At 67.9% G+C, this 17,906-nt stretch carries 16 protein-coding genes; 9 read left to right on the plus strand and 7 right to left on the minus strand.

The window, feature by feature from the left end; translation table 11 throughout:
- Positions 1 to 6 precede the first annotated feature (6 nt).
- The 5 genes from DM450_RS10760 (at position 7) to DM450_RS10780 (ending at position 5,463) form a co-directional block, all read left to right on the plus strand.
- Entirely contained in the window at positions 7 to 1,434 is a 1,428-nt protein-coding gene (locus DM450_RS10760) for an SRPBCC family protein (protein ID WP_142634712.1), read from the plus strand.
- Complete coding sequence (locus tag DM450_RS10765) at positions 1,434 to 2,594, plus strand: CaiB/BaiF CoA-transferase family protein (RefSeq protein ID WP_142634714.1); 1,161 nt, start codon at positions 1,434 to 1,436, stop codon at positions 2,592 to 2,594. Before DM450_RS10760 ends, DM450_RS10765 begins: the two co-directional genes overlap by 1 nt.
- Entirely contained in the window at positions 2,581 to 3,789 is a 1,209-nt protein-coding gene (locus DM450_RS10770; RefSeq protein WP_142634716.1) for a CaiB/BaiF CoA transferase family protein, read from the plus strand. Before DM450_RS10765 ends, DM450_RS10770 begins: the two co-directional genes overlap by 14 nt.
- 100 nt (positions 3,790 to 3,889) lie before the next feature.
- The gene (locus tag DM450_RS10775; protein WP_142634718.1) at positions 3,890 to 4,294 is read left to right on the plus strand and encodes a Zn-ribbon domain-containing OB-fold protein; all 405 of its coding nucleotides are present in this window, start codon (positions 3,890 to 3,892) and stop codon (positions 4,292 to 4,294) included.
- A complete protein-coding gene (locus DM450_RS10780; RefSeq protein ID WP_142637760.1) occupies positions 4,291 to 5,463 on the plus strand; it encodes a thiolase family protein in 1,173 nt (390 codons plus the stop codon). The genes DM450_RS10775 and DM450_RS10780 overlap by 4 nt, the downstream gene beginning before the upstream one ends.
- 254 nt (positions 5,464 to 5,717) lie before the next feature.
- Here the strand turns inward: DM450_RS10780 and DM450_RS10785 are convergent, their stop codons facing one another.
- On the minus strand, positions 5,718 to 6,896 hold the full coding sequence (locus DM450_RS10785) for an acyltransferase family protein (protein WP_260609793.1): 1,179 nt from the start codon (positions 6,894 to 6,896) through the stop codon (positions 5,718 to 5,720).
- 219 nt (positions 6,897 to 7,115) lie between these two features.
- Between DM450_RS10785 and DM450_RS10790 the strand changes: the two genes are divergently transcribed.
- Complete coding sequence (locus DM450_RS10790; RefSeq protein ID WP_142634720.1) at positions 7,116 to 8,234, plus strand: LacI family DNA-binding transcriptional regulator; 1,119 nt, start codon at positions 7,116 to 7,118, stop codon at positions 8,232 to 8,234.
- Here DM450_RS10790 and DM450_RS10795 read toward each other — a convergent pair.
- Complete coding sequence (locus DM450_RS10795; RefSeq protein WP_142634721.1) at positions 8,197 to 8,676, minus strand: VOC family protein; 480 nt, start codon at positions 8,674 to 8,676, stop codon at positions 8,197 to 8,199. The two genes, DM450_RS10790 and DM450_RS10795, sit on opposite strands and share 38 nt — an antisense overlap.
- A gap of 225 nt (positions 8,677 to 8,901) precedes the next feature.
- Between DM450_RS10795 and DM450_RS10800 the strand changes: the two genes are divergently transcribed.
- Complete coding sequence (locus tag DM450_RS10800) at positions 8,902 to 9,843, plus strand: diguanylate cyclase domain-containing protein (protein WP_242526084.1); 942 nt, start codon at positions 8,902 to 8,904, stop codon at positions 9,841 to 9,843.
- Between the two features lie 69 nt (positions 9,844 to 9,912).
- Here DM450_RS10800 and DM450_RS10805 read toward each other — a convergent pair whose 3' ends face one another.
- Positions 9,913 to 10,695 carry an SDR family NAD(P)-dependent oxidoreductase gene (locus DM450_RS10805; RefSeq protein ID WP_142634723.1) on the minus strand — a complete coding sequence of 261 codons (783 nt, stop codon included), beginning with the start codon at positions 10,693 to 10,695 and terminating at the stop codon, positions 9,913 to 9,915.
- Positions 10,696 to 10,849: 154 nt separating this feature from the next.
- Between DM450_RS10805 and DM450_RS10810 the strand changes: the two genes are divergently transcribed.
- The gene (locus DM450_RS10810) at positions 10,850 to 12,112 is read left to right on the plus strand and encodes a CaiB/BaiF CoA-transferase family protein (RefSeq protein WP_260609794.1); all 1,263 of its coding nucleotides are present in this window, start codon (positions 10,850 to 10,852) and stop codon (positions 12,110 to 12,112) included.
- Between the two features lie 61 nt (positions 12,113 to 12,173).
- On the opposite strand, the gene DM450_RS10815 is transcribed toward DM450_RS10810, so the two are convergent.
- The 3 genes from DM450_RS10815 to DM450_RS10825 all read right to left on the minus strand — a co-directional run bounded on the left by DM450_RS10815 (position 12,174) and on the right by DM450_RS10825 (position 15,305).
- Positions 12,174 to 13,355: a hypothetical protein gene (locus DM450_RS10815; protein ID WP_142634725.1), complete on the minus strand. Its 1,182-nt coding sequence runs from the start codon at positions 13,353 to 13,355 to the stop codon at positions 12,174 to 12,176.
- A 169-nt stretch (positions 13,356 to 13,524) separates the two neighbouring features.
- Positions 13,525 to 14,307, minus strand: coding sequence for an enoyl-CoA hydratase-related protein (locus tag DM450_RS10820; RefSeq protein WP_142634727.1), 783 nt, complete (start codon positions 14,305 to 14,307; stop codon positions 13,525 to 13,527).
- Between the two features lie 17 nt (positions 14,308 to 14,324).
- Positions 14,325 to 15,305, minus strand: a complete 981-nt coding sequence (locus DM450_RS10825) for a nitronate monooxygenase family protein (RefSeq protein ID WP_142634729.1) — start codon at positions 15,303 to 15,305, stop codon at positions 14,325 to 14,327.
- 242 nt (positions 15,306 to 15,547) lie between these two features.
- On the opposite strand from DM450_RS10825, the gene DM450_RS10830 reads away from it, so the two are divergent.
- Positions 15,548 to 16,963, plus strand: coding sequence for an aromatic ring-hydroxylating dioxygenase subunit alpha (locus DM450_RS10830; protein WP_260609795.1), 1,416 nt, complete (start codon positions 15,548 to 15,550; stop codon positions 16,961 to 16,963).
- A 97-nt stretch (positions 16,964 to 17,060) separates the two neighbouring features.
- On the opposite strand, the gene DM450_RS10835 is transcribed toward DM450_RS10830, so the two are convergent.
- Positions 17,061 to 17,861: a LysR family transcriptional regulator gene (locus DM450_RS10835; protein ID WP_142634731.1), complete on the minus strand. Its 801-nt coding sequence runs from the start codon at positions 17,859 to 17,861 to the stop codon at positions 17,061 to 17,063.
- Positions 17,862 to 17,906 lie beyond the last annotated feature (45 nt).

Here is a 17,906-nt window from a genome sequence, read left to right on the forward strand (position 1 = left end):
CTCGCAATGAACGTCGCCACCGCACCGCTGCAGCCGGGCGAGGCCCGCTGCCCCGCCGAATCCACGCAGGACATCATCGCCGCCGACCGCAACCCCGCCCCCGCCTGGGCCGCCAGCGAAAACTACCACTACCTCGGCAGCGAGGACGTCTCCAAGCAGCGCTACACCGATCCCGCCTTCGCCAAGGCCGAGTTCGAGCGGATGTGGACCCGCACCTGGCAGATGGCCTGCCGAGAGGACCACATCCCCGAAGTGGGCGACTATTACGTCTACGACATCGGAGCGTACTCGTTCGTCGTCACCCGCTGTGAGGATGACGAGATCCGCGCCTACTTCAACGCCTGCCTCCATCGCGGCACCAAGCTGAAGCCCTCCGGCACGGCGGGCTTCGCAGCGAACCTGAAGTGTCCGTTCCACGGCTGGACCTGGAACCTCGACGGATCGCTGAAGGACATCCCCGAGAAGTGGGACTTCGCCCACACCGCCACGCAGAAGATGTGCCTGCCCGAAGCACGGGTGGAGCGGCTGGGCGGCTTCGTCTGGGTCAACATGGACCCCGCCGCGCCCGGCCTTGAGGAGTACCTCGGCGCCGAGGCCCTCGCCCATCTCAAGGCGTGGAAGCTGGAGGATCGCTATATCTATCTCCACGTCCAGAAGAGCTATCCGGCCAACTGGAAGCTGACGATGGAAGCCTTCATGGAGGCCTACCACGTCGGCGACACCCACCCGCAAGTGGCGCCGGCCAACGGCGACGTGAACTCGCAGTACGACGTCTACGGCGATCACGTGGACCGCTTCATCTCCACGCTCGGCGTGGTCAGCCCCAAGCTGCGCGGCACCTACAGCGAGGCGGACATCATCGCCAACTTCACGCTGGGCGACAGTTCCTCGCTGGGCGGCAGCAAGCCCGAACTGAAGGCCGGCGAACGCGCGCGGCAGGTGATGGCGGACATGTTCCGCCAGATGTTCGAGACGGCGACCAACACCGATCTCAGCCACGTTTCGGATACCGAGCTGCTCGATACCTACAGCTACACGTTTTTCCCGAACCTGTTCCTGTTCCCCGGCATCTCGCTGCCGATGATCTACCGCTTCCGTCCCGACGCGCGCGACCATCGCCGCACGATCTACGAAGTGATGTTCATGCGGCCCAAGCCCAGGGACGGCAGCGAGGTCGAAACCGCCGAGGTGGAGATCCTGGCCGACCACCAGTCCTTCACCGAAGCAAAGGGGATGGATCCCGGCTTCGGGCGCATTCTCGACCAGGATACCGACAACCTCCACGCCCAGCAGGAAGGCCTGGAAGCCAGCGCCAAGCCCGGCATCACGCTGGGCGACTATCAGGAAGTACGCGTGCGCCACTTCGAACAGACCATCGACAAGTACATCGCCATGCCGCCCTATCATCCTGATTTCAGAACCCTTCAGCGCTGATGACACGCAGAGGCGCCCTCCAAGGGCTTATCGTGATCGAGATCGCCGAGCGGGTGAGCGGCGAATATACCGGCAAGCTGCTGGCCGATCTCGGCGCCGAAGTGGTCAAGGTGGAGCGCCCCGGCGGCGCCCCCAGCCGCGCGATGGGGCCGTTCGCGGCGGGGGAATCGACGCTGTTCGCCTACCTCAACACCAACAAGAAATCGGTCGTGCTGGACCTTGCCGATGCGGCCGACCGCAAGGTGCTGGACCGCCTGCTGGCGCGCGCCCACGCGCTGATCGACGATCATGACGAGGGCTGGTGCCGGGCGATGGGCCTGACGCCGGACATGGTCTCCGCCGCGCATCCGGCGCTGGTCCACACGCTGGTCACCCCGTTCGGGCAGGACGCGCCGGAAAGCTGGCAAGCGGCCCGTCCGATCAACGTCATTGCCGCGGGCGGCTGGGCCTATCACAGCCCCAGCGAAACGCCTGCCGACAGGCCGCCGCTCAAAGGCGCCGGGCGGTTCCTGTCCGACTACGAAGCCGGGATCGACGCCGCGCTGGCCACCTTGGCCTCGCTGCTGCGCCTGCGCCGCGAGGGTCGGGGGCAGTTCATCGATATTTCCGAAGTGGACGTGCAACTGAACCGCACCGACTGCGTGCTCGGCCGCATGCTGGCGGGCGAGGCCGAGCCGAGCGACGCGCGCACCGCCTACGACATGGGCGGCCCCGGCACCTCCTTCGCCTGCCGCGACGGGCACGTCTTCCTGCTGATGACCAGCCGCGCGCACTGGCAGGTCCTCTGCGCGCTGATGGGCGACCCCGCCTGGACGCGGGAACTGCGCGAGGACTGGCTGGAGTTCGACTGCACGCCGCCCAATGTCGCCAAGTTCCGCGAACACTTCACCGGCTGGATCGCCCGGCAGGACAAGCATCCGGTCACCGAGGCCGCGCAGAAGGCGGGCCTTGCCATGGTGCCGGTGCAGACCGCGCAGGACCTGCCCCGCCACCCTCAGTTCATCCATCGCGGGTTCTTCCAGCAGGCCGTGCATCCCGCGTTCGGGCAGGTCTCCTATCCCACCGCCGCCTACCGCATGAGCGCCACGCCGGTCATGGTGAAGGCCGCCGCCCCCCGCCTCGGCGCCGACCAGGAGGAGATCCTCGATGCCGCGTCCTGACCGCAAAGGCCCCCTCTCCGGCATCCGCGTGATCGAACTCACCAAAGTCTGGGCCGGACCTTACGCGGGCAAGCTGCTCGCCCACCTCGGCGCGGAAGTGATCAAGATCGAATCCCGCTCCAACCTCGACGAGATGCGCGCCTATGGCGGGGTGGACATCGACGCCGCCCCCTATTTCCTGTCGATCAACCAGGAGATCCTCTCGGTTCAGGTCAACATGAAGACCGCCGAGGGGCTGGACCTCGTCAAGCGCATGATCGCCGAAGCCGACATTCTGATCGACAATATCCGCCCCGGCGCGATGGAACGCTCCGGGCTCGATTACGAAAGCCTCAAGGCGATCAAGCCGGACCTCATCCAGTGCGCGATCAAGATGTGGGGCAGCGACGGGCCGCTGGGCTATCAGACCGGCTACGCCCCCTGCTTCGCCGCGCTCTCGGGCCTGACCGCGCTGGTCGGGCATGAGGGCGAGACGCCCAAGGGCATGAACATCCGCTACGGCGATTCCACCGCCGGGGCGCTGGCCGCGCTCGCCTGCCTGGCCGCGCTCCACCACCGCGAGAGCACCGGCGAAGGCCAGTTCATCGACCTCTCGGCGGTGGAGGCGATGACCAGCCTGGTCGGCGACAGCCTCTTTGCCGCCAGCGTCACCGGAGACGTGCCCAGCGCCGACGGCAACTATCACGCGGAGATGGCCCCGCACGGCTTCTACCCCTGCGGCGAGACCGGCTGGACAAGTATCGCGGCGGCGAACGAGGCCGAATGGCAGGCGCTGTGCGGCACGCTGGACGCCCCCGCCCTCGCCGCCGATCCGCGCTTCGCGACGCTGACGGACCGGCTAAGCAACCGCGCCGCACTCGATGCCGAACTCTCCACCCTCACCCGCCCGCACGACGCCGCGGACCTTGCCGAAAAGCTCCGCAACGCGGGTGTTCCGGCGTTCAAGGCGATGAGTTCGATGGACCTGTGCGCGGACGCATTCCTCTGGGGCCGCGGCGCCTTGTGCATGGTTAGCGACCACCGCAACACCGCGCGCCCGGTGATCGGCCCGTCCTGGCGGATCAGCCCCGAAGGCCCGCAGGTCGAACACGGCGCGCCGCTCCTCGGCGAGCACAATGGCTACCTCTACCGCGAGCTTCTGGGCTTGTCGCAAAGCGAAATGGACGACCTGATCGCCCGCAAGGTCATCGACTGAGGACCGGCCGCACGAAGCGCCGGCACGATCAATCCCATGGCCGCCTTGACGCGGGGACCACTGCGCCGGACTTCTCGTCCCGGCGAATGGGAGAGCAACGATGAATCCACCGCGGCCAAGGCCAAAGCTGGACCAGGAGAATACCGCATTCTGGACGGGCGGCCGCGAAGGCAGGCTGAACATCGTGAAATGCGGCGATTGCGGTGAATTCACTCATCCCCCGCGCCTGCTCTGCCGCCACTGCCAGTCCGAGAACGTCGCCCCTCACGCAGTAGCCGGCACCGGCGTGATCGACAGCTTCACGGTGAACCACCAGCCCTGGGCCAGGGATCTCGAAGTCCCCTATGTGATCGCCCGCGTGAAGCTGGACGGCGCACCCGGGGTCTACCTGACCACCAACATCGTCCATTGCCCGGTCGAGGCGGTCGATTTCGAGGACAAGGTGCGCGTCGTGTTCGAGGAGCAGGACGGCATCTTCTACCCCCTCTTCGAGAGGATCGCCTGATGGCCAGCACGGAAGCCTATATCACCGGCCTCGGCCAGTCCGAAGTCGGCGTGCGCCTGCCGCGCCATCCGCTGCTCCTGACCGTCGATGCCGTGCGCGAGGCGCTGGACGACGCGGGGCTGACGCTCGGCCAGATCGACGGCGTGTTCACCTACCCCGGCAAGATGAACGGCTACACCGCCTTCTCGCCGGTCAGCAGCGACGACCTGATCGAGGTGCTGGGCATCAAGTCCAAGTGGCACCTCGGCGCGATGGAGCAGCCCGCCCAGCTTTCCGCCATCGCGGCGGCGGCGATGGCGGTGAAGCAGGGTCTCGTGCGCCATGCGATCTGTTTCCGCACCGTCTACGAGGCGGGCGGCATGGCCGATCCCGGCACCTACATGTCGGGCATGAAGCAGGACACCGTCACCGGCCCCTCGCAGTGGACCAGCCCGTTCTGGGCCACGTCCGCCGCCTGCTGGACCGCGCAATATGCCGCAAGGCACATGCACCGCTATGGCATGACGCGCGAGCAGCTTGGCCAGATCGCCATCAACGCCTCGAAGAACGCCATGCTCAACCCGCGCGCGCGGGCGATCACCAGGGAAGCGCTGACGCTGGACAAGTACATGTCCGCAAGGATGATCTCCAGCCCGCTCTGCCTCTACGACTGCGACCGCTTCACCGACGCCTCGACGGTGGTGATCGTCTCGGCCGGTGACGCGCTGGACGAAGTGACGACCACCCCGGTGCGCATCGCCGCGATGGCGGGCTCGGTCGATCGCTATTCGTGGGACCAGGTCGAATGGTTCGCCGCCTACGAGACCGGCGCCGACCTCTGGAAGCGCACCGACTACACCGCTGAGGATGTGGATACCGTCCAGTTCTACGACGGTTTCGCATTCCTGCCGATCACCTGGCTGGAGGGCCTCGGCTTCTGCGACAAGGGCGAAGGCGGCCGGTTCATCGAGGGCGGTTCCCGCATCGCCCTGGACGGCGAACTGCCGATGAACACCTTCGGCGGCCAGCTTGGCGCCGGGCGCCTGCACGGCTTCGGTTTTGCCCATGAGGCGGTGAACCAGCTGCGCGGCACCGCCACCGGACGCCAGGTCGCCGGCGATCCGAAACTGGCCGTGGCGACCTCCGGCGGCGGGCCGATGGCAGCGGCGCTGCTCCTGGCGCGGGATTGAGAACTCCGGCCTCGCGGGCTCTCCTCCTGTGAGGCCGGGGATGTGAAGAACAAGGATTAAAGCAGGGGAGCATAGCCCCCCTGCACCCCCAAAACCGTATAGGGCACGCGCGCAGCTGCGTTTTGCACCCTCTTCGAGCCGGGAGACCTAATAGCCTGCGGCGCCAAGGAGCGCACAACGCGGTTGGCCAACGCAACGAAGACGGTAATGGGGGTCCAGGGGGGCTATGCTCCCCTGGTCTTATCCCTTTACCTTCAGGCCACCGCGACCTTGGCAGCCTTGCGCGGCGCCCGGTGCCGCTTCAGCCCGATCAGCGGGCGCAGCGGGCCGATTTCGCGGCCGATCAGGTAGAAGATCCAGGATCCCCCGGCCACGGTGATGCAGAGCGTCAGGAATTCCGGCAGAGCGGTCAGCCCCATGTCGCGGATGGCATAGCTGACAAAGACCATCACCGTCTGGTGCGCGATGTAGATCGGGAACACCGCCTCGACCAGCATCGGCCGCCACTTGCTGTCGAAGTTCCAGTAGCGGTCGGCAATGCCGAACAGCGCGACCACCGTGCCCCAGCACTGCACCGACTTGGCGAAGGACAGCGGCTGCTCCCACGCCGCCGGCGTCGGCGTGTTGCCGGGCCAGAGCAGCGTATCGCCGATCACCCAGGCATAACCGAGCAGGCCCAGCACCAGCGCCAGCTTCCACTGCCTCGCGATCGCCTGGCGCATCGGCTCCGACCCGCGCAGCAGGAAGCCGTAGAGGAACATGCCGAAGTAGTGGAGGTGCGCGGCGCGGTCCACGAAGAGGCTGTGGATGTCGGTCCAGCCGTCGTAGAACAGCCTCACGCCAAAGATCAGCACGATGCCCAGCGGCAGCATCAGCGGGCCGGACAGCAGCTTTTCCGCCTGCCCGCGCAGCCATGTCCGCCATGCATCCGGCAGGAACATCAGGCCCGCGCAGAGCACCAGCGTGTAGACGAGCAGGTAGATGACGAACCACAAGTGCATCGTCGCGGGCAGGCTTTCGTAGCCCACCTTGCGGAAGCTGAAGGCGTCATGGAACAGGAAATAGCCGTAGCCATGGGCGTAGCCGCTGTTGATCAGCCCCATGTAGGGCTGCGGCGGGACAACGACGGTAAGGCCGAACAGCAGCGGAATGCCGAGGCGCAGCAGGCGGCTTTTCAGGAAGGCGCGGTTGTTGCCGTCCTTCTTGAGCAGCGCCGCGCTGGCATAGCCGGAAATCGCGAAGAGCAGCGCCAGTCGCCAGGCGCTGAGGCCGAGGAGCGGGATTTCCGCCCAGCTCACCACCCCGCGCGTGGGGGTCTGGAAACCCCACGGGGTGAACGAAAAGCCGACATGGTAGAAGATCAGCAGGACAAAGGCGCCAACGCGCAGCCAATCCATTCCATAGTGGCGTTGCGACGGGGCGGGCTTCATCATTCTCCAGTGGGGGTGGCGGTTCCATCCGGCGGGAACCCGGCTCATGCGGGGCCCACTTAGGGATTTCGGCGCCTTTCCGCAATGACGGGCTTGTATCAGTCCGTCGCGATTGCCGCGCGGTTACGCCCGCCTTACGCACTTGCCGGATAGGCCCGAGATCGATCCGGAGCGGACGAAACTGCCCTTGGGCCTGCGGGCGCCGCGCTTCATCATCGCGCGATGATCCGCACCCGATCCCGCGCCACGATGGAAGATATAGCCAGGATCGCCGGGGTCTCGAAAAAGACGATCAGCCGCTACATCAACAACTCGCCCGATGTCAGCCGGTCCATGCGCGCGCGGCTGGACGCGGTGATCGCCGAGACCGGCTTTGTCCCCAATGCCCAGGCCCGCGCGCTGGCGCTGCGGCGCACCTTCCTGGTCGCACTGGTCCACGACGGATCCGACCGCGCCGTGCGCGAGGCGGCGGAGACAGGCATCCTGCGGGCGATGGAAGGCAGCGAACTGGCACTGGTGGTGCTGCCCCGCGGCGACGACGCGGCATCGGGGCTGCACCGCTTCCTGGAACGGCATGGCCCCACCGGAGTGGTCCTGCTGCCCCCGCTCGCGGACCGGGAAGACCTTGCCGCCCTCTGCGCCCGGGCGGACACGCCGTGCCTGCGGCTGGGCGAAGACGAACCGGCCTGCGACGAACGCGCCGCCATGGCCGCGCTGGTGGAATGGCTGCTGGCCAATGGCCATCGCCGGATCGGCCTGATCGCCGGGCCGGAATCATCGGCCTCGGCCCGGCGGCGGGAAGCGGGTTACCACGATGCCCTGGCGGCGCACGGACTGGACCGGGGGCCTTGGCTGGTGGCGGCGGGGGACAATTCCTTCGCGTCCGGCATGGAAGCGGCCGCACTGCTGCTGGAACTCAGCCCGCGCCCCACCGCCATCGTCGCCTGCAACGACGAGATGGCTGCCGGCGCCCTTGCCGCCGCCGCCGAAAAGGGGATCGCGGTGCCCGGCGAGCTCTCGGTTGCCGGTTTCGACGATACCCCGCTCGCGGCCATGACCGTGCCGCCGCTGGCCACGGTCCACGTGCCCTGGGCACGCATGGCCGAGGCGGCAATGGCCCGCTTGCCCGGGATCGCGCCGATGACGCGGCATGACCGCGCTTGCGACAGTTTCTCCGGGGACGGTTTTTCTGGTGACGGTTTCCCCGGAGACGGTTTCCCCGAGCCCCCCCGCTCATGGCAAGGAACGCCGGTCCTGCGCGCTTCGGTTGCCCCGATCGCCCCCGGGCAGGGCGAACCGGCGGCTATGCCGCGTTTGCGGCGCGCAATTCCTCAAGCGTGAAGCCATTGGCCGGCATGCATTGCTGCACCTCGATCACGTTGCCCTCCGGGTCGTAGCCGTAGAGCGTGCGGACATGGCCGGCGTCGACATGATCGCGCCCGCTGAACGTCATGCCGCAGGCCTTGAGGTGCACGATGTCGTTCTCGATGTCGGTCACGTCGATGCACATATGGGTATAGCCGCGATCGTTGGGCCTGAGCGGCCGCGCCAGATCGGACGGCGGCGCGGAATATTCGAACAGTTCAAGATAGCACTGCCCGGCGCGCAGCATCACGCCCCTGGCCGCCGAGCCCGGCAGGTCGACGATGCGGTCCATCACCGGCTCGCCGGACCAGCCGAAGCCCTCGTCCACCGGTTCGAACCCGAAGGCCTCGCAGTAGAACCGGGTCATGCGCTTCAGATCGCGGCAGTTCACGCCGACATGGTGGATGCCCCGGATCATCACGTGTTCTCCCGCGTGCTCTTGCGCACCGACTATCGGCGCCGACCCGGGGCGCGGCAACCCTGGCCACTTGCCTCACCGGGCGAAACGCTTGCCTCCAGCGGCGCGGGAAAAACCGACTTTCGGATGATTGCATGGTCTTTACCTTTTGCGGAGTAATACCAATGGGGAATTCCCGAATATTCCGCCGATTCCATCAGCCCCCTCGTTCGAGGATCCGTTTTCGTGTTCCACACGCCCTTGGGCATCCGTCATGCACCCGATTTGCAGCCGGGGCCGACTGCCAGCGCCGATGCCGCGCTCTATGCCCGTGCGACGCGGCTGATCGGGCTGGGCGCCTGGGCATGCGATCTGGCGACCCAGGAATTGTCCTGGACCGAGTGCGTGTTCGAACTGTTCGGGCTGCCGATGGACCGGCAGGTCGACCGGCGCGAGGCACTCACGTTCTATTGCGAAGAATCGCGCGAGACGATGGAACGGCTGCGCGCCCATGCCCTCGCCACCGGCGCCGGCTTCACGATGGACGCCCAGATCCGCCGCGCCGACGGCGAACTGCGCTGGATGCGCCTCACCGCCGCCGTCCGCATGGCCGGCGACCATGCCTCGGAACTCTACGGCACCAAGCAGGACGTCACCGAGGAACACGCCCGCTGGCTGCGCCTGCGCCGCATGGCGGAGAACGACCCGGTCACCGGCCTTGCCAACCGATCCTTGTTCGAGATGCACTTCCTCGACCTGCCGATGGGCGACGAGGCGCTGGCCGACATCGGCACGCTGGTGCTGTTCGACCTCGATTCGTTCAAGCAGATCAACGACCGCTGGGGCCATGTCGCGGGCGATGCCTGCCTTGCCGCGTTTGGCCACCGCCTTGCCGCCGCCTTCCCCGAAGCGCGCATGATCGCCCGTATCGGCGGCGACGAATTCGCGATGCTGCTCACCCGCACCGGCCAGATCGAGATGCCGGACCGCACGCTGCGCCGCTGCCTGCCGGGCCTGCTGAGCCCGGTGCCCTGGGGCAGCGAACTGCTGCCGCTGGGCGCCTCGGCGGGCATCGCGCAAGCCGGCGGAGCGGGCCAGCTCGATCCCGAGGCGCTGTTCGTGCGGGCCGACAGCGCGCTCTACCGCGCCAAGCGGCAGGGCGGCGGCGTGATGGCCGCCGCCGCTTAGAGTCTGTTTGAAGAATGCCCGAGGGGCATTCTCGATACGGCACCGCAAAAATCCGCCTACGGCGGATTTTCAAACGCCCTCCGGCTCCACCCAGGTCGTGCGCGTCACCCGCGGGCTGAGGTACTTGGTTGCCGTCCAGCCGCCGTCGACCACGATCGACTGGCCGTTGATCATCTCGCTGCCCGGCAGGCAGAGGAAGGCGATCACGCTGGCGATGTCGTCCGGCTGGGCGAGGCGCGGATAGGGCGTGGTTTCCACGTTGGCGCGCTTGAAACCCTCGTCCTCGAAACGGTGGCGCACCATGTCGGTCATCGTCACCCCCGGCGCCACGCAGTTCGACCGGATGCCGCGCGGGCCATATTCGCAGGCCATGTGCTCGGTCAGCGACTTGAGGCCGCCCTTGGCCGCCGAATAGGCGCCGCCGCGCCGCCCGCCGACATGCGCGAAGGTGCTGGTGACATTGACCACGCTGGCCCCTTGCGAAAGGTGCGGGATCACCTCGCGGCAGAGGCGAAACGGGGCGACCAGCATGATGTCGAGGAAATCGTCGAGCGTCTCGTCGTCGGTCTCGTCGAGCGGCTTGGGGCTGCCGACGCCGGCATTGTTCACCAGCGCATCGATCCGGCCGAACCGCTCCAGCGCGGCGCCGACGATGGCGGCGGGCGCGGCCGGATCGGTGAGATCGGCACTGATCGCCAGCACATGATCGGGATTGCCGATCGCGGCTTCCAGCTTGGCCAGCTTGTCCTTGCTGCGCCCGACGCCGACGATCGCGAAGCCTTCGGCGTGGAGGATCCTGGCCGTCTCCAGCCCGATGCCGCTGCCCGCGCCGGTGATGATCGCCGTCTTCATCGCATACTCCCGTCCGTGTCCTTCGTTTCCGGCTAGGCGCTTTCGGCGCGGCGGATAAGCCTGACCACGCCGGCAACGATGCTTGATCGCTTCTGCGATAAGCGGGGGCGCCCGCCTTGGCCGCCCCGGTGGGCGGGTCTAGCCTTGCCCCATCATGAGCACGAACCAGAACGATATGGCCGCCGGCAATGCGGCACTCGCCGGCATCCGCGTCATCGACATGAGCCGCGTCTTCGCCGCCCCCATCGGCGCGCAGATCCTGGGCGACCTTGGCGCCGACGTCATCAAGATCGAGCGCCCGGGCGTGGGCGACGACGGGCGCGGCTACGGCTTCTCGTGGGTGCCCGGCAAGGACGGGATCGAGACGCGCCATTCCAGCTTCTTCACCGTGTCCAACCGCAACAAGCGCTCGATCACGCTCAACCATGCCAAGCCGGAGGGGCAGGCCATCCTCAAGGAACTGGTCAAGACCGCCGACGTGCTGATCGAGAACTACAAGGTCGGCGATCTCGCCCGCTTCGGCCTCGACTACGAGAGCCTGAAGGCGATCAACCCGCGGCTGATCTACTGCTCGGTCACCGGCTTCGGCCAGACCGGGCCGATGGCCGCGCGTCCCGGCTATGACGGGCTGTTCCAGGCCACCGGCGGCATGATGGCCGTCACCGGCATTCCCGAAGGCCAGCCCGGCGCCGGCCCGCTCAAGACCGGCCCCAGCCTCGTCGACTTCGTGACCGGCCACAACACCGCACTCGCCATCCTCGGCGCACTGCAGTACCGCCATCGCAGCGGCGAGGGACAGTTCATCGACATCGCCCTGCTCGACAGTTCGGTGGCGATGGTCAGCCACATCATGCAGGACTACCTGATCAGCGGCCAGGCCCCTCCCCGGCTCGGCAACGGCGGCAACGGCGGCGGCCCCGCCGACCTGATGCACTGCGCGGACGGCATCGTGTACCTCACCGCCGGCACCGACGAGCACTATCGCCGCCTGACCGTGCTGATGGAGCGCCCCGAACTCTTCACCGACCCGCGCTTCGACAGCAATCTCAAGCGCGGCAAGACCAACCGCGCCGAACTGATGGACCTCATCAACGCCTGGAGCGCGGGTTTCACCGTCGCCCGGATGCAGGCGATGCTCGACGGCGCCGGCATCCCCGCCGCGCGCTACAACGAACTCGCGCAAGTCTGGGAGGACGAGCAGGTCAGGCACCGCAAGCTGCGCGCCCGGACGCCCCACGCCTGGGCCGAAAGCGGCTCGGTGGACCTCATCGCCAGCCCGCTCGCCCAGATGTCGGCGAGCCCGGCCACGATCCGCATGGCCCCGCCGATGCTGGGCGAACACACCGCCGAAGTGCTGGCCGAGATCGGCATCGACGAGGCCGGGCTGGCGCGGCTGCGCGAGGCGGGTGCGGTCTGAGTGTCTGCCTCAAAAAGTCCCGAAAGGGCATTTTGAGGGCGCCGCCGGCCCCCTGCCCCGATCACACCAGCAGTCCCTTCAGCGTTGCCAGCACGACGCCGAGAGGTAATGTCAGGCACAGCGCGGCGGCGAAAGGCAGCAGGGTCGCGGCAACCAGCATGACCACGCTGCGCACGTCGACCGGCAGGAACCGCATGGCCTGCGCACCGGCGACAACCGCGTAGAGATCCGCCCCGGCCGAAAAGTCCGGGGCGTCGAGAATGGCGGGTCGTTCTCTCCGGTCCCCACCGTCGCTGCCCTCGCCCGGCGCCGCGTCGCGGCGGAGCCAGCGGGCTTCGAGCGAGGAGCCCAGTTCCATCGCCAGCGCGCCATAGGCCATCGAACTCTGGCGCCAGACCGCCATCATCTTCCCGGAAAACAAGAGGAGCGGCCCGGCACAGAGGATCGCCACCACGGCCACGCTGCCGCCGACCAGCAGGCCGTCGGTGAACCGGCTCGACGTGCCGGAAAGGTGATCATGGCCCAGCCGCCCCGCCGCGATGGCGCCGAGCGCCATGCCGAACAGGGTGAAGGCACGCAGCGACTGGCTGAGGAAGGCCAGTCCGCCGCACTGGTCGGGGTGCGAGGCCACCAGCCGCAGATCGAGGCGGGACAGGCAGACCAGCAGCCGCGCCCAGATCGCGATGCGCCAGAGCCAGCCGATCAGCAGGGTCAGCAGCAGCGGCAGGCTGAAGGCGAATTGCCAGAGCCCCGCCATCGACAGCCGGTCCGTGCCCGGATCGCGCATCCAGCCAGACAGGTGCGCGCCCGCCACCCCGCGAAAGGTCAGCATCGCCGTGACAAAGGCCAGGACCACCGTCGCCGCCTCGATCAGATGGGAGTCGAGCAGGCGGCGGCTGACCACGATCTGCCGGAACAGCGCATGCCGCCCCGCCGCATCGAGCAGGCCCGAGCGCGCGAAGTGCCCCGCGATCTGCCCCAGCCGCGGCCCGCAGGACGACAGCGCCGCGACCAGCAGGGGCGCGGCAAGGGCATAGCGGGCATGGACGCCGATATCGCGGCCGAAATCGCCAAGCCGCTCGGGCGCGAGCAGCAGCGTGAAGACCCCCAAGGGCAGCCAGCCGATCGCCAGCACCACCAGCACCCGGCGAAACGGCTGCACGAAAGGCGGCCTCGCCACATGGATGAAATGGGCCAGATGGCGGGGCGGGCCGTGCCGGAACAGCGCTTCAAGGTCGGACATGGCATATCCTTGGCGCAGGCACGGCCCATGCCGTCCCGCCTTTCGGACTATCCCGTCATGGCTGCCCCGAGGAAATCGGGATAAACCCGCAGGTTGCGCCGCTGCCCGCCGCATAGGCGGTATCGGGGGAGGTATCAGGGCAGCATCGCGGGCAGCCGCCTGCGTGCCGTCAGCGCCCCTTGAAGACGGCCGCGCGCTTCTCGGCAAAGGCGGTGACGCCCTCGACAAAGTCCTCGGTGCGCGAGGCGTCGCGCTGGCCGAGGCGTTCGTGGGTGAGCGCCTGTTCCAGCGTGCAGTCGGTCGCCGCCCAGGCCACCTGCTTGATCCGCCGCAGCGACCAGGGCCCGCGTGCCAGTTCGCCGGCCAGCGCGAGGGCGGCGCCGTCCAGCGCCTCGTCCGCCACCACGCGGTTGACGAGACCCCATTCGAGCGCCTTCGCCGCCGGAAGACGCTCGCCCAGCAGCATCATCTCCATCGCCCGCACCCGCCCCACCGCGCGGGTCAGCAGCCACGAGGAGCCACCGTCCGGCACCAGCCCGACATGGCGGAAAGCCTGGAGGAAAAACCCGCTTTCGGCGCAGAGGATGAGGTCGCCCGCCATGGCGAGCCCCGCGCCGACGCCCGCCGCCGCGCCGCGCACGGCGGTGACGACCGGCTGCTCCATGTCGCGCATGGCAACGATCACCGGATTGAAGTGACGGTCGAGCAGCGTGCCGACATCGCGGCGCGGGTCGGCCAGCATGCCCGCCGCATCGCCGAGGTTGGCGCCCGAGCAGAACGCCTTGCCCTCGCCCGTCAGCACCACCGCGCGCGCCTCGAAGGCGGCGCGGGTCATCGCATCGAACAGTTCCTCGCCCATCTGCGCGGAGCCGGCGTTGCGGGTGGCGGGATCGTTCATCGCGATCCGGGCGACGCCGTTTTCAAGGCGGTAGAGAACTTTTTCGTAAGTCACCTGCGGTCGCCTCCCGGTCAGGCCAGCATCTGGCCAAGACGGCCACGGACGATCGCTTCGGCATCGGCGACGATCCGCTCGATCAGGTCCTTGCAGGTCGGCAGGTCGTGGATCAGGCCCTGCACCATGCCGGCCCAGAAGATGCCCTTGGTGAGATCGCCGCTCTGCAGCAGTTCGCGGCCCACCGCCCCGGCGACGAGGTGCTTGATGTCCTCGAAGGTGGATTCGGGACGGGCCGAGATCGCGACCACTTCGTCGGACACCGCGTTCTTGCCGACGCGGGCGGTGTTCTTGAACTTGCGGAAGATGAGGTTGGTGCCCCGCTCGTCGTTCGCGATGTAGCGCGCCTTGACGTTGTCGTGGATCGGCGCCTCCTGCGTGGCGCAGAAGCGCGTGCCCATGTTGATGCCCTCCGCGCCCAGCGCCAGCGCCGCGGCAAGGCCGCGCCCGTCGCCGAAGCCGCCGCTCGCCAGCATCGGGATCGAGACCTTGTCCGCCGCCGTGGGGATCAGGATCAGGCCGGGAATGTCGTCCTCGCCGGGATGGCCGGCGCATTCGAACCCGTCGATCGAGATGATGTCGCAGCCGTGCTTCTCGGCCGAGAGCGCGTGGCGCACGGCGGTGCACTTGTGGATCACGGTGACCCCGTGGGGCTTCACCAGTTCCCAGATCTCGCGCACGGCCTGGGTGCCGGCGGTCTCGATGATCCTGACGCCGCCGTCGAGCGCGGCCTCGGCATAGGCCTTGTAGTCGGGCGGCAGCAGCGTCGGGAACACGGTGATGTTCACGGCAAAGGGCTTGTCGGTCATCGCGCGGCAGCGCTCGATTTCCTCGCGCAGGGCCTGCGGGCTGGGCTGGGTCAGCGCGGTCAGCGTGCCGAGGCCGCCGGCATTGGACACCGCGCTGGCCAGTTCGGCCAGCCCGACCCCCTGCATGCCGCCCTGCACGATCGGATGCTCGATGCCGAGCATCTCGGTGACGCGGGTCTTGAATGCCATGGCCTGTGAACTCCCGGAATATGTCCTTGTCGCGGTCCTAGGGAGAATTTCCGCGCTTGGGGACACCCCCGCCCCGCAATTCGCGCCGGCGATGCTCAGGCCGGAACCCGGGAGGGGCCCGGCCCGCCATGCCCCAACTTAGCGCGCCCGCGATGGCCCGCACGCCTGCGCGCCATTGCCTGCCCGCCGCAGGGTTGTACATTCGTTCAATACGAACGAAGAACAAGCCGAGAGGTGTCGGAGTGCTGAAATCTGTCGACGGCGGGCTGCGGTCCGTCCCCTATCCGATCGACGATCCCGAACGGATCCCGGTCCGGCGCTACTACGATGCCGAGTTCTACCAGGCCGAGCTGGACCACTTGTGGCCCCATGTCTGGCAGATGGCCTGCCGCGAGGAACAGATCCCCGAGGTGGGCGACTGGATCGAGTACGAGAACGTCGGCAAGTCGGTCATCGTCGTGCGCACCACCAGCGGCGTGAAGGCCTTCCACAACGCCTGCCGTCACCGCGGCGTGCCTTTCGCGGGCGGCACCGGGCAGGCGCACGGCAACTGCAAGAAGTCCGGCTTTGTCTGCCCGTTCCACGGCTGGCGCTGGAACATGGACGGCGAATCCACCCAGGTCTACGGCAAGCACCTGTTTTCCGAGCGCCAGCTCGATGCCGACGACATCAACCTGATCCCCTGCCGCGCCGAGACCTTCATCGGCTGCGTGTGGATCAACCATGACAACGACGCCCCCTCGGTCCGGGATTCGCTGGGCCCGGTGGCGGCCAACCTCGAAGCCCGCAATCTCGACAAGATGCGCGCCGAATGGTGCTTTGCCGCCGAGCTTCCGGCCAACTGGAAGGTGGCGATGGAGGCCTTCATGGAAGGCTACCACGTGATGCAGACGCACCCACAGCTGCAGCATGCCGCGCCGATGATGTACGATTCGATGTACAAGACCCCGCGCGGCCCGGTGCCGATCATGGCCGAGGCGCACCTCTCCTACCGCGAGAACCAGGAATTGCAGGTCAATTCCATGGCCCTGCTCAGCGAGGGCATGGCGGGCATGGTCCACGAGAAGGAAGTGGAGATCGCGCGCGGCCTCGTCGGCATCGAGGAAGGCCTGCCCGAAGACCAGAACATGGCGATGTTCCACTGGCTGGGCATCGTCATGCACCAGATCACCGAGCAGCTCAAAGCGCGCGGCGAGCCGGTGCCGGACCTTTGCACGGTGGCGCAGACGCACCCGGTGAAGGCGGTGGAATTCCTGTTCCCCCACTACTTCCTGCTGCCCTACTTCACCTCGATGTCGGCCTACCGGATCCGCCCGACCGGGCCGGAGACCTGCTTCTTCGAGATCTGGTCGCTCACTTACGTGCCCGAGGACAGCGACATCGAGACGGTGATGGAGCCCACCGTGCTGCCCTACAACAGCCCGGACTTCCCGCCGATCCCGCGCCAGGACTATTCGAACATCCCGATCCAGCAGAAGGGCCTGCACGCCACCGGCTTCGAGTTCATGCGACTCTCGAAGGACGTCGAAGGGCTGATCAGCAATTACCAGCGGATCATCGACGGCTACCTCAAGGGCGTGCCGCAGGACCAGCTGGCCAGGGCCACCCACAAGCTGGGCGGCAATTTCGACGGGCCGATCGAGGACCTCGGATTCTGAGAGTCCGTCTGGAAATTCGCGAAAAGCGAATTTCGCGGCACGGGGCCCGGTTCACACCGGGCCTCGTTTCGTGCGCCGCGCGGCCGGGGAAAGCCGGTCAGCCCCCGGTCAGCGCAGCGACCAGTTCCCGGACCTTCTTCTGGCGCCACTGCGGCAGCGGCGCCACCAGCCAGTAGGCGCGGCGGCACGGGGTGACCGGCCCGACCGCGACCGACTTGCCCGCCGCGAGCCCTTCGGCCAGCAGCGCGGGCACCCGCACCCGGCCAAGCCCGGACAGGGCCGCGGCCACCGCCTGCCCGGCATCGGCGACCTGGATCGCCGGCTGGCCATCTTCACCCTCGGAAGCCGCCTCGCTCTCGGGCGCGGGATCGCCGGGCCAGCCGATCCAGTCGCCGCCGCCCAGTTCCACCCATTCGGCGGCGCCCAGCGCCAGCCCTTCGAGATCGCCCGGACCATCGGTCCAGCGCACCGCGAGGTCGAGATTGGCCTCGGTAAAGTCGGTCAGTTCGCCGTCGACAAGAATGTAGCGCACTTGCGGATTGGCCGCGCGGAACGCGGCCAGGCGCGGCGCCAGCCAGGCGGCGAAGAATTCGCGCGGGGCGGCAATCGTGTAGACGTGGCTGGACTGGCCCGCCTGCATCGCCTGCACCGCATCCTCGAAATGGAGGAAGCCGGTCCGCAGCGCGGCCAGCCCCGAACCGGCCTCGTCGGTCAGTTCCAGCCCCTTGCTGGTGCGGCGGAACAGCACGACGCCGAGCAGGTCCTCCAGCGCACGAATCTGCTGGCCGACCGCGGCCGGCGTCACCGCCAGTTCGTCCGCCGCGCGGGTGAAGGAGAGGTGACGGGCCGCTGCATCGAACACGCGCAGGGCATTGAGGGGCAGGTGCGTCCGCTTCATGGCGCTTCCCTAGGCGCTGGAACGGGAAGGAGCAAGGATGTGGCT

This window comes from Sphingomonas sp. IC081, assembly GCF_006874585.1.
Classification (GTDB): Bacteria; Pseudomonadota; Alphaproteobacteria; order Sphingomonadales; family Sphingomonadaceae; genus Novosphingobium.